Genomic DNA, 11,449 nt, shown 5'->3' with positions numbered 1-11,449 from the left:
GGGGTGCGGATGGAGGCGGAGGCGGCCGGTCCGGTGCACACGGCCGACCGGGAGCAGCCTCCGTTGTGTTGCTGTGTGCTGCTACGTGTGTGTCGTTCGATCGGCAGCCCGTGGCGGTTCCCTGCCCGACGGCGCGCGTGGCGCGCACGTCGAGGCCTTCCCCTGCCCGGCGGGTGTCGCCACCCGGCCGCCGGTTGAGTCGTCCTCACTCAAGTTATGCCGGTCCGTGCTGCTGCGCAACCTGCAGGTCCGTGAACTTGAGTCCACTAGGCTCAACCTTGTGCGAGGGTGGCGTATTCCCGGGGTGTGCGGGGTGGTCTCGTCGATGCGGCGCACGTCCCGTCATCGTCTCGACCCGCCGCGCGCACACCCCCGGACGGACGAGGAGGCGAGATCAGCAAGGTTCGTGGGGTCCGTTCCGGACCAGGTGCGGGCCACTTGCCGCACGCAGCAGAGCCCCGGGCGCGTCCTCGCGCCCGGGGCTGGGTGTCGCCGATGCTCGTCTCCGAGGTGGCCGGACCGGCTCACCTCGAGCCGCTCACGCCGTCCGCTCGGATGCCGTCTTCTCGCTCAGGCCAGCTCGACGGCGTCGGCCTGCGGTCCCCGGTCGCTCTGGCGCACCTTGTACCGGACCCGGTCGCCCTCCTCCAGGACCTCGTCACCCCGCACGACCGACACGTGCACGAACAGGTCCAGGCCCCCGTCATCGGGGGTGATGAAGCCGAAGCCGCGCTCCTCGTCGTAGCGAGCGACCGTGCCCTCGCCGCCGCGCACGGGCCCGCCGGACGACCCGGGGCCGTTCGACCGGCCGCGGTCTGCGCCGCGCGCGCCGCCGCGTGCGAGCTGCACGTTGCGGGCGTTGGGGCCCTTGTCACCGTCGACGACGTCGTACGTCACACGATCGCCCTCGGAGAGCTCGGTCAGTCCCGAGCCGAGCGCGCTGACGTGGACGAAGACGTCGCCGCCACCCGAGTCGGGCGCGACGAACCCGAAGCCCTTGACCTCGTCGTACCAGGACACGGTGCCGTCGGCGCCGTCCGACGCGGGCCGCGCGGCCTCGGCCGCGAGCGGCAGCAGGTGGTCCGCCTGCGGCCCCTTCTCCCCGTCGACGACGAGGAACGCCACCCGCTGCCCCTCCGAGACCACACCGCCACCGACGATGGCCGAGCTGTGCACGAAGATCTCGGCGCCGCCGCCGTCGGGCGTGACGAAGCCGTAGCCCTTGGTCGGCTCGTACCAGGTGACGGTGCCCAGCACGCCCAGGGGCGCGTCTGCCGCCCGGTCGCCCGTGACACGGACACGACGCGCCTGCGGGCCGCGGTCGCCCTCGCCCATCTCGAACTCGACGATCTGCCCCTCCCGGAGCAGCCTCGTTCCGTCGTCTCCGACGATCTCGGACGCGTGCACGAACAGGTCCTCGGCGTCGTTCCCGAGGTCGATGAATCCGAACCCTCGGTCGGCGTCGAACCATCGGACAGTTCCCTGGGGCACTGGGGACTCCTCTATCTCGGTAGACATTGCTGTCTCCTATTGTCCCCCCGGTCGGAACCGCCGACCGTTGGGCCCGTCGACCCTCGACCCGGTCGAGGCACGAACGTGCGGCCATGGCCACGACCGACGCACCACCGCGCCCCTCCCCCGATCCCCTGCACCACTGACGGGCTCGTGGACCGGTCGTGCCTCGGTGGTCTGGCGGCTCACCCTCGGCCGGCCACTTCCGCGACAACCCGCGTGAGCTCCGACCAGAGCGGGGCGAAGCTCCCGACCCAGGGCGCAGGCATCCCTCCTGCGGCGCGTTGCGCCTCGACCTCGGCCCAGCTGACCCACGCGGCGTCGTCGACCTCGGCCGGGTCGAGGACCAGCCGCGGGCGACCGGGCACGGCCGCGACGTAGACGTCGAGGAACGCCGTGGGCAGCGGCCCCCTGCCCACCCGCGTGAGGGACTCTCCGTCGATCACGAGCCCCGTCTCCTCGCGCACCTCGCGCACGGCCGCCTGAGCGCCGGTCTCGCCCGCGAGCACGCTGCCGCCGGGGATCTCCCACGCGAACGGAAAAGTCTTGGTCGCGGCGCGACGTGTGAGCAGGACCAGGCCGTCGGACCGGACGACGCACGTCGCCACCATGAGGTGGAAGCGGCCCAGGGGCCATCCCGGGTCGCTTCGGCGGTGCACCTCCCCGGTGGGACTGCCCTGCTCGTCGAGCAGGTCCCACGTCTCGGCGTCAGCCATCCACGCATCCTCGCCGCGGCGCGGACCGCACTCCAGACCTGCCCGACGGTCGGCGCCCCTGCGACGCCAGGTCGAGCACCCGCTCCACGGTCGCCGCGTACACCTCGTCGGCGTCGGTCAGGAGTCCGTTGAACCAGTCCGTCGCGATCCGGAACACCAGTGCGCGCACGAGGTGCTGGGCGAAGCCCTCCCCCGGGTCGATCGTCTCGAGGAGCGACGGCGGCGCTCCCTCGAAGCAGACCGCGTCGACGGCGACGATCGCCACCGAGTACCGCACGGGCCGCCAGTAGAGCGTCAGGTCGATCACGGCGGGCGGCAGGCCGTCGGCGAACAGCACGTTGCCCGTGAGGTCGCCGTGGACGATCGTCGAGGGCTCGTCGACGCCACGTCGGGCCGCGAGCAGTGCTGGGAGGTGCGGGACGTCGTCGGGCACCTCCACCGAGTCCTCGCCCCAGGCGAGGCGGTCAGCACGAGCCCAGGCGTGCGTCCGCTCGTCGAGGAACGGGGGCCGCTCCGCGCCGTCGAACGACTGTGCGAAGCAGTGCGCCACCCCCGCGATCTGCGCCCATCGCCCCGCGACGTGCTCGCCCTGCAGGACAGGGAACGCCGTCCAGCCGTCGACGACGAGCTCGCCCGTCCGGCTCGACGCCGGCAGGCTCAGCCGGAGGTCGTCGCTGCCCGCCGGCGCGTGGCGCCGCAGCCAGGCGAGCTCAGCCGGGAGCACGTCGAGCGGCTTGAGCACCAGGCCGTCGGCGCGCCACGCGGCGCCCCGCCCGCCGTCGAGCCTCACTGCGGGGCTGACGGCGCCGAACGCGGCCAGGACCTCTCTCGGTGGCTGCACCGGACGACCCTACCCAGGAGCCGGCCGCGGGACGAGCATGCGGTTGGCGTGGGTCGAGCATGCGGTTGGCGTCCCGAACCAGCCGTCTGGCGACGACAACCGCATGCTCGGCGACGAACGCTGCCCACCACCCACCGCGGCGTCGGCCGCCGCGGTCGCTCCCCGCGCGAGTCGCCCGGTCTGCACGTAATGTCCGGTGACGCCCACGCGTCGACCCAGGTCGTCGCGTGCCGACCACCGCTGGAGGCCCTGTGCACCCGTTCGTCCACCGCTACGAGCTCGACCCTTCTCGGCCGACCGGCCGTGAGGTCGCCCGCGACCTGGCCCTCCGGGCGTTCCTCCCGGGCGCCGTGCTGTGGCTCGCCGTCGTGGGGCTGGGGTTCCTCATCAAGGGTCCGCTCGAGAACCTGCCCGGCGAGGCCGGGGTCAACCGGGCCCTCGTCGACCTGCGGACCCCGTTCCTCGACACGGTCACCGAGCTCCTGTCCGCGATCGGGACGACCGAGTTCATCATCGGCGCCTGCGTGCTCGCGGTCGCCCTGATCTGGTGGCGCACACGGCAGTGGTGGTTCGCCCTGGTCCCCGCGCTCGCGGTGTCGCTGCAGGCCCTGGTCTTCCTGACGTCCTCGCTCGTCGTGGGACGCTCGCGCCCCGAGGTCGAGATGCTCGACCACGCCCCGCCAACCTCGAGCTTCCCGAGCGGTCACACGGGCGCCTCCACAGCCTTCTACCTCACGCTCGCACTGCTCGCGCAGCGCGTGCAGAACCCGGTGCTCCGGGTCGTGCTCACGGTCCTCGCGGTGCTCGTCCCGTTCGCGGTCGGCTTCGCGCGCCTGTACCGCGGCATGCACTCGCCGACCGACGTCCTCGCCGGGTTCGTCAACGGCATCGTGTGCGCGGTCCTGGCATGGGGCTACCTGCGCCGGGACACGTCGCGGGTCCGGGTCTGACGACCGGGGACGGCGCGCGTCGTCGACGGCCGTCGGTCACCGTCGACGACGCCCAGCGCCACCCCGGCGGTCCGGCCGGTCGCCCTCGGCGGCGAGCCCGCCGCCCCACGACCCGACCGTCAGCCGACCACCTGCTCCACGCGCACGATCTCGGTCCGGGCGACCGACCGGTCCCGCACGTCCGCGAGCGCCGCGCGGTCCGGGTCGGCCATGTACGCGGCGAGCGCGGCGTCGTCGGGCATCTCGATGACCTGCACCTCGGTGGGCCGGGACGCGTCCTCGCCGGGCACGCTCCGGACCCGCGACAGGACCCGCCCACCGTGGCGCGGGACGAGCGCGAGGACCTCGTCCTCGTAGCGCGCGAGGGACTCGACCTGACCGTCGACGGCCCAGAGCAGGACGCACAGCGTGAGTGGCACGAGGTCACGCTAGCGCTCTGGACGCCGGCGCGTCAGTCCCGCCCGTCGGACCGTCCCGAGTCCTCCGGCACCGGGCTCGCACCCACCCTGTGAGGTCGCACCCCGAACAACCGCGTCAGCGGGCCGGAGAGGAAGAGCAGGAACAGCCAGTACAGCCCGACGACGGGCGTGACGACGCTCAGCACGAGCGCGACGAGCAGCAGGCCGATCGCCACGAACGCCCCGCGGGCGTCGAGCTGCCCGCGGACCTCGGCCCGCTGGAGCGAGGGGTCCCGGATCGCGAGGACCTCGATCAGGGCCAGGCTCGCGGTCGTCACGACCATGGTCCCGATGTACAGCGCGTTCACGGGTGCCGTGTCGGTGCCCTGGTCGGCGAGCAGCTGGGTCGTGAACGGGATGAACACGATGCTCGCGAGCCACAGGAAGTTGACCCAGAGCACGGCCGACGAGTAGTCCTGCAGGTGCTCGAACACCCTGTGGTGCCCGGACCAGAAGCTCGCGATCACGACGAAGCTGATCGCGAACGCGAGGAACGTCCCGCGCTCGTCCTCGAAGAGCGTCCTGAGCGGGTGCTCCTTGCCGTCGGTCACCAGGTCGACGAGCGGCAGGACGAGGAGCGTGATGGCGATCGCCACCGCGGCGTCCGTGAAGTTGACGAGCCGGTCGAGGCCTCGGGGCGTGCGGGACGTGAGCATGTCGTCTCCCGGGTCGACCTCCAGGCTATGGCGACGGGGCGACGACCGCCTGGGGAGGTGCGCGTCGGCCGGCACGCGGCCGGACCTCCCTGCCCGGGGACGCGCCCCGCCGAGGAGGGATCGGCGCCCCTCGGGCTCCCTGCGACGGGCACGACCGATGTCACGCCCAGGTCACGACCCGAGCGTCGCCGAGCCGTGCCGCACCGCCGGACGTACAGTCGGCAGATGGGCCAGTCCACACGACCCCGCCAGCAGCCCCACGCCGTCAAGGCGCTCGCGCTCCTCCTGGCCTTCCTGCTCGTGTCGGCTGTGGGGGGAGTCCTCGCGGCCGGCCTGCTGCTGCCGCTCGCCGCCGGGGCGAGCGCGGTCAGCAAGGACGTCACGCAGCTGTTCGAGGAACTGCCGGACGACCTCAAGCCCGGTCCGCTGTCCGAGAAGTCGCGCGTCTTCGCGAACGACGGGACGACGCTCCTCGCGACGTTCTACACCGAGAACCGCATCGTGGTGCCGCTCGACCAGGTCTCGCAGCACATGAAGAACGCCGTGGTCGCGATCGAGGACAAGCGCTTCTACGAGCACGGCGGGCTCGACCCCGAGGGCGTGAGCCGTGCCGCGATCAACAACTTCACGGGTGGCGACACGCAGGGCGGGTCGAGCCTCACGCAGCAGTACGTGAAGAACGTGCTGATCGAGCAGGCCATGCGCGACGAGGACCCCATCGCGGTCCGCTCGGCACGTGACGACACGCTGGGGCGCAAGGCACGCGAGGCCAAGCTCGCGATCTCGCTCGAGACGGTCATGTCCAAGGACGAGATCCTGCAGGGCTATCTCAACATCGCGCAGTTCGGCATCCGGGTCTACGGCGTGGAGACCGCCTCGCTCCACTACTTCGGCAAGCACGCCTCCGAGCTGAGCATCGTCGAGGCCGCCACCATCGCCGGGGTGACGAACGCACCGACCAGGTACGACCCCGTGACCAACCCGGCCAGCTCCGAGACGCGCCGCAACCGGGTCCTCGACAGGATGCTCGAGCAGGAGTACATCACCCAGCAGGAGCACGACGAGGCCGTCGCGACCCCTCTGCCGGCCACGCTCAACGTCCAGCCCATCTCCGCCGGGTGCCAGACGGCCGGCGGGGCGGCGTTCTTCTGCGACTACGTCACCAAGGTCATCACGTCGGACCCGACGTTCGGCGAGACCAAGAAGGACCGTCAGGCCCTGCTCTACCGCGGCGGCCTCGACATCACCACGACGCTCGACCCCCGCCTGCAGACCGCTGCCGAGGCGAACATCACGGCCGCCGTCCCCGCCCTGGACCCGAGCGGCCTCGAGGACGCGCTCGTGACGGTCGAGCCCGGGACCGGGAAGATCCTCGCGATGGCCCAGAACCGGCCCTACGACGTCGCCCGCGAGCCTGCCCCCGGGACCACGGCCATCAACTACTCCGCGGACCAGCTGCACGGTTCGTCCCGAGGCTTCTCTCCCGGTTCGACGTGGAAGGTGTTCACGCTCGCCGAGTGGTTGCGCTCGGGCCATACCCTCAACGACACGGTCAACGCGAACAAGCGGACGTTCGTGCCCAACAGGGACTTCCGCGCGTCGTGCGCCCGTCTGGACCGCATCCCGTGGTCGCCCGGGAACTCCGACGGGTCGACCGACCAGGGGTCGATCCCCGTCCTGCGCGCGACGTTCAACTCGGTCAACACCGCCTACGCCTCGATGGAGTCGCAGCTGGACCTCTGCGGGGTCCGGGACATGGCGTGGAGCGCCGGGTTGCGCCCCTCGATCACGTCCGAGCTCAAGGGCGACGCGTCGTCGATCCACGTCATGCCGACCATGACGATCGGCACCCAGAACTCGTCGCCGTTGCAGATGGCTGCGGCGTACGCGACGTTCGCGAGCGGCGGCACGTACTGCGCCCCGATCGCGATCACGCGCGTCGTCGGAGCCGACGGTGCGGACCTCCCGGTCCCGTCGGCGAACTGCACCCCGAACGCCGTCGACCCACGGATCGCGAACACCGTGACCTTCGCGCTCGAGAACGTCATGACCCAGGGGACGGCCAAGAAGTCCCAGCTCTCCCGCCCGAGCGCGGGCAAGTCGGGGACCGCGAACAACAACAACCACACCTGGTTCATCGGGTACACGCCCCAGCTCGTCACGGCCGTGTGGATCGGCAACGCCGAGAACGACGTCTCCATGAGCTACATGCGCATCAACGGCCGCTACGAGAAGCGGTGGTACGGCTCGACGCTCGCGGCACCGACGTGGCGGTCCTTCATGGAGACCGCGCTCGAGGGCACGCCGGTGATCGGCTTCCCGGGACCCGACCCCGCGATGGTGGGACAGGCGCCGGCCCCTCAGCCTCCCAAGAAGACCCCCAGGGACGACGCTCCGGACCCCGCTCCGGCCGACCCTGCTCCCCCGGCCGACCCCGCCCCTCCCGCGGACCCGGCTCCCCCGGCCACCCCCTAGCCCTCGGCCGAACCTCGGCCGCCGGGCCTCGACCGGACCCGGGTTCAGGCAACTCTCAGGGTCCTTCTCAGGGGCATCCCCGATGCCCGGCCCGGGCCGTGCGCGCCACCATGGTGCCAGCGGCCCGGAGGGGCGAGCGTGAGCAGGGTTCGGTGCCCCGTCGACCCGCTCCGTCAGGGGCGCTGCACAGCCCAGCGCACCCTCCCAGAGACGAGTCCGCCATGTCCTCCCCGTCCCGCACGACGACGTCCCCCACGCTCCCTTCCGGTGCGGTCGGCACCTTCGAGCACGACGCCACGACCACGCAGGCCATCGCGTCGGCCCGCGGCCTGGTCAAGACCTACGGCAAGGGCCCGACGGCCGTCCACGCGCTCGCGGGCGTCGACGTCGACTTCGGGCGTGGTCGGTTCACCGCGATCATGGGCCCCTCGGGCTCGGGCAAGTCGACGCTCATGCACTGCATGGCGGGCCTCGACTCCCCGACGGCCGGCACGGTCGTGGTCGACGACCTCGTGGTCTCGGGCATGAACCAGCGTCAGCTCACGAAGCTGCGCCGCACCCAGCTCGGCTTCGTCTTCCAGTCGTTCAACCTGGTCCCGACGCTCACGGCCGAGGAGAACATCACGCTGCCGCTCGACATCGCGCGCCGGCCCGTGGACCGGGCGTACCTCGCGAAGGTGGTCGACGCCGTCGGGCTCACGGACCGTCTCACGCACCGCCCGAGCGAGCTGTCCGGCGGCCAGCAGCAGCGTGTCGCGTGCGCGCGCGCCCTGGTCTCCCGTCCTGCGGTCGTGTTCGCGGACGAGCCCACGGGCAACCTGGACTCGACGTCCTCGCGCGAGGTCCTGACGTTCCTGCGCGAGTCGGTCGACGACCTGGGCCAGTCGGTCGTCATGGTCACGCACGACCCCGTCGCCGCGAGCTACGCGCACCGCGTCCTGTTCCTCGCGGACGGCCGGATCGTCGACGAGATCACCGACCCCACGCCCGACTCGGTCCTCGAGGTCCTGGGCTCCCTCACGCGCAAGAAGGCGGCCGCCTGATGCTGCGCGTCGCCCTGCGCAACGTCCGCGCGCACCTCGTGCGCCTCGGGCTGTCCATCCTCGCGGTCGTGCTCGGCGTCTCGTTCGTCGCGGGCACCTTCTCGCTGCGCGAGATGCTCTCCTCGACGTTCGACGGGATCGTCGACGCCGGGTCCTCGTCCGACGTGTACCTGCGCGGCGGCGAGGACTCCGCGGCGCTCACGCAGGAGAACGCGAGCGCGGGAGCCGTCCGCAACACCATCCCGGCGGACCTCGCGGACACGGTCCAGGGGATCGACGGCGTCGCGCACGCCTTTGCCGACTACACCGGTCCGTTGGTGCTCGTCGGGGCGGACGGCACCCCGCCGCCCACCACGGGCGCACCGACGTTCGGCCTCGCGTGGCGGGCCGAGGACCCCTCGACACCGATCGCGGAGGGAGCGGCGCCGTCGGGCAGCGGAGAGTTCCTGCTCGAGGCCGGCACGGCCGAGGCCAGCGGGCTCACGGTCGGCGGCACGACGACGCTCGTCGTCGCGGGGCAGGTCACCGAGGCGACCCTGACGGGGATCGTCGACATGGGGGCCTCGATGGCCGGCGCGAGCATCGTGTTCTTCGACGAGCCCACGGCCGCGGCGGCCTTCGCGCCCGACGGCACGGTCTCGACGATCTCGGTCCTGGCCGAGGACGGCGTGGGCGAGCAGGAGCTCGCCGACCGGATCACGGCCGCTCTCGGCAGCTCTGCGGACGCCGCCACCGGCACCTCGCCCGTCGAGGTGGTCACGGGCGAGTCCGTACGCGACGAGGCCCGCGAGGACATCGCGTCCCAGCTCGGGTTCATCGAGACGTTCCTGCTGGTCTTCGCGGGGATCTCGTTGTTCGTCGGCGGGTTCATCATCGCCAACACGTTCGCGATGACGGTGCGGCAGCGGCAGCGCGAGCTCGCGCTGCTGCGCGCCGTGGGGGCCTCCCCGCTCCAGGTGTTCGCCTCGATCCTGGTCCAGGCCGCGGTCATCGGGGCGCTCGGCGGCGCGCTCGGGGTGCTCGGTGGCCTGGGGCTCGTCACGGCGCTCAGGGCGATGTTCGGGTCGATGGGCATGGAGCTCGCGGGCGACATCCCGCTCGACGCGACGACCGTCGTGGTCTCGCTCGTGCTGGGCGTGGTCGTCTCGGTCGCGTCGGCGGCGCTCCCTGCCCGACGCGCGGCGCTCGTCCCCCCGGTCGAGGCCATGCGCGACGACTCCCCCGCCCAGGCCGGGTCGCTCCACGCCCGGGGCATCGCGGGCGCGGTCGTCGCCGGGGCGGGCGTCGGAGCGGTGGTCGTCGCGGTCGTCCAGGCCGCGGCCGACGAGAACGCGGGCACGGGGACGCTCCTCGGCCTCGGGGCCGTCGGGGTGGTCGTGGGGACGCTCCTGCTGGCCCCGGTCGTCGCGCGCGGCGTCCTGCACGTCATGTCGGCGCCGTTCGTCGCGTTCGCCAAGCCCCTCGGGACGCTCGCGCGCGGCAACGTGACGCGCAACCCCCGCCGCACCGCGAGCACGGCGAGCGCCCTCATGATCGGCATGTCGCTCGTCGGTGCAGCTTCGGTCCTGGCCGTGTCGATGCAGGCGTCGATGAAGTCCATCGTGGCCGACGAGTCGTTGGCCGACCTGGTCGTCGAGTCCGCGACGGGCACGGTCCCCTCGGGTGCGGTGAGCGACATCGCGGCGCTGCCCGAGGTCGGCGCGGCCGACTCGTTGACGGCCGACCAGTACTTCGTCGGGCGCTCCTCGGGGGACGAGGCCGACGCGTCTCCCCTGTTCGTCCTCGGGGTGGACCCTGGCGTGTTCGGCCGGACGTGGCAGACGGAGACGGTCGAGGGCAGCCTCGACACGCTCGCCGACGGACAGGTCAGCGTCCTCCAGGCGACCGCGACGGACGAGGGCTGGGCCCTGGGCGACGAGCTCACGCTCCGCACCCAGCGAGGCAGCGTGGACGTCACGATCGGGTCGATCTTCGACTCGCCCGCCCTGGGCGTCCCGGTCGTCGTGCCCGACACGGTGTTCGCGGAGCTCTCTGTGGCTCCTGCGGAGATGTCGACCATGGTGCTCGTCAAGGCGGCCGACGGCGTGACCCAGGCCGAGCTCGACGCCGCGGTCACCGCGGCCGCCGAGCCGTACATGATCGTGTCGGTCATGGACGACGAGGAGTACGTCTCGGCGCTCGCGAGCCAGATCGACCAGATGCTCACGATCCTCTACGCCCTGCTGGGGCTGTCGATCGTCATCGCGGTGCTCGGCATCGTCAACACGTTGGCGCTGTCGGTGATCGAGCGGACGCGTGAGATCGGGCTCTTGCGGGCCGTGGGTCTGGGGCGGTCGCAGCTCGCCGGGACGATCGTCATCGAGTCGGTCCTCACGGCCGTGTTCGGGACGCTGCTGGGGCTCGCGGTCGGGGTGGGGCTCGCCGCGGCGATGCCGACCGTGTTCGCGAGCACGGGCTTCACCGCCCTCGCGATCCCGTGGGCCGGGCTCGGGACCATGGTGGGCGTCGCGGTGCTCGTCGGGGTCCTGGCCGCGGGATGGCCCGCGCTGCGCGCGGCGCGGCTCCCGGTGCTCGACGCCGTGACCGTCGACTGACGGACCGGCGGCGGCCGGCGGCGGCCGGTTGCCGGCCGGCGCCGGTCAGTCGGCGCCTGTCAGTCGGCCTGCAGCCAACGGTGGTGGCCGGCAGCCAACGGTGGTGGCCGGCGCACCAGTCACCGGTGATCGAAGTCCGCCCCCTCCCAGAGGGTCCGCACCCCTCCCGGAGGCGGGTGTGTTTCTGCGTAGCCACCACAATTG

9 protein-coding genes are annotated in these 11,449 nt (G+C 72.4%); 4 read left to right on the top strand and 5 right to left on the bottom strand.

Features of this window, described 5'->3' with window-relative positions; genetic code table 11:
- Positions 1 to 570 precede the first annotated feature (570 nt).
- From ACFWFR_RS12815 to ACFWFR_RS12805, 3 genes are all read right to left on the bottom strand, one after another.
- A complete protein-coding gene (locus ACFWFR_RS12815) occupies positions 571 to 1,491 on the bottom strand; it encodes a cold-shock protein (RefSeq protein ID WP_377623218.1) in 921 nt (306 codons plus the stop codon).
- A gap of 206 nt (positions 1,492 to 1,697) precedes the next feature.
- Positions 1,698 to 2,228 carry an NUDIX domain-containing protein gene (locus tag ACFWFR_RS12810; protein WP_377623217.1) on the bottom strand — a complete coding sequence of 177 codons (531 nt, stop codon included), beginning with the start codon at positions 2,226 to 2,228 and terminating at the stop codon, positions 1,698 to 1,700.
- Positions 2,221 to 3,069 carry a TIGR02569 family protein gene (locus tag ACFWFR_RS12805; protein ID WP_377623216.1) on the bottom strand — a complete coding sequence of 283 codons (849 nt, stop codon included), beginning with the start codon at positions 3,067 to 3,069 and terminating at the stop codon, positions 2,221 to 2,223. Before ACFWFR_RS12805 ends, ACFWFR_RS12810 begins: the two co-directional genes overlap by 8 nt.
- A 227-nt stretch (positions 3,070 to 3,296) precedes the next feature.
- Between ACFWFR_RS12805 and ACFWFR_RS12800 the strand changes: the two genes are divergently transcribed.
- Positions 3,297 to 4,019 carry a phosphatase PAP2 family protein gene (locus tag ACFWFR_RS12800; protein ID WP_318244465.1) on the top strand — a complete coding sequence of 241 codons (723 nt, stop codon included), beginning with the start codon at positions 3,297 to 3,299 and terminating at the stop codon, positions 4,017 to 4,019.
- A gap of 119 nt (positions 4,020 to 4,138) precedes the next feature.
- On the opposite strand, the gene ACFWFR_RS12795 is transcribed toward ACFWFR_RS12800, so the two are convergent.
- Both ACFWFR_RS12795 and ACFWFR_RS12790 read right to left on the bottom strand, forming a co-directional pair.
- Positions 4,139 to 4,438 carry a DUF1330 domain-containing protein gene (locus tag ACFWFR_RS12795; protein ID WP_377623215.1) on the bottom strand — a complete coding sequence of 100 codons (300 nt, stop codon included), beginning with the start codon at positions 4,436 to 4,438 and terminating at the stop codon, positions 4,139 to 4,141.
- A gap of 32 nt (positions 4,439 to 4,470) precedes the next feature.
- Complete coding sequence (locus tag ACFWFR_RS12790; RefSeq protein WP_377623214.1) at positions 4,471 to 5,133, bottom strand: TMEM175 family protein; 663 nt, start codon at positions 5,131 to 5,133, stop codon at positions 4,471 to 4,473.
- 225 nt (positions 5,134 to 5,358) lie between these two features.
- Here ACFWFR_RS12790 and ACFWFR_RS12785 point away from each other — a divergent pair, with 225 nt between their 5' ends.
- The 3 genes from ACFWFR_RS12785 (at position 5,359) to ACFWFR_RS12775 (ending at position 11,245) form a co-directional block, all read left to right on the top strand.
- Complete coding sequence (locus ACFWFR_RS12785) at positions 5,359 to 7,608, top strand: transglycosylase domain-containing protein (RefSeq protein WP_377623213.1); 2,250 nt, start codon at positions 5,359 to 5,361, stop codon at positions 7,606 to 7,608.
- Between the two features lie 221 nt (positions 7,609 to 7,829).
- Positions 7,830 to 8,651, top strand: a complete 822-nt coding sequence (locus ACFWFR_RS12780; RefSeq protein ID WP_377623212.1) for an ABC transporter ATP-binding protein — start codon at positions 7,830 to 7,832, stop codon at positions 8,649 to 8,651.
- On the top strand, positions 8,651 to 11,245 hold the full coding sequence (locus tag ACFWFR_RS12775; RefSeq protein ID WP_377623211.1) for an ABC transporter permease: 2,595 nt from the start codon (positions 8,651 to 8,653) through the stop codon (positions 11,243 to 11,245). The genes ACFWFR_RS12780 and ACFWFR_RS12775 overlap by 1 nt, the downstream gene beginning before the upstream one ends.
- Positions 11,246 to 11,449: the final 204 nt, after the last annotated feature.

Source organism: Oerskovia sp. NPDC060287, assembly GCF_042726775.1.
In the GTDB taxonomy this organism is placed as follows: Bacteria; Actinomycetota; Actinomycetes; order Actinomycetales; family Cellulomonadaceae; genus Oerskovia; species Oerskovia merdavium.
The sequence above is the reverse complement of the archived record's forward strand: the minus strand, read 5'-3'. Positions and strand labels throughout refer to the sequence as shown.

What these genes read in the sequence shown, in the direction of transcription:
- ACFWFR_RS12810 (WP_377623217.1), bottom strand. Translation starts at nt 2,228, where the DNA reads ATGGCTGACGCCGAGACGTGGGACCTGCTCGACGAGCAGGGCAGTCCC.
- ACFWFR_RS12790 (WP_377623214.1), bottom strand. Translation starts at nt 5,133, where the DNA reads ATGCTCACGTCCCGCACGCCCCGAGGCCTCGACCGGCTCGTCAACTTC.
- ACFWFR_RS12785 (WP_377623213.1), top strand. Translation starts at nt 5,359, where the DNA reads ATGGGCCAGTCCACACGACCCCGCCAGCAGCCCCACGCCGTCAAGGCG.
- ACFWFR_RS12780 (WP_377623212.1), top strand. Translation starts at nt 7,830, where the DNA reads ATGTCCTCCCCGTCCCGCACGACGACGTCCCCCACGCTCCCTTCCGGT.
- ACFWFR_RS12775 (WP_377623211.1), top strand. Translation starts at nt 8,651, where the DNA reads ATGCTGCGCGTCGCCCTGCGCAACGTCCGCGCGCACCTCGTGCGCCTC.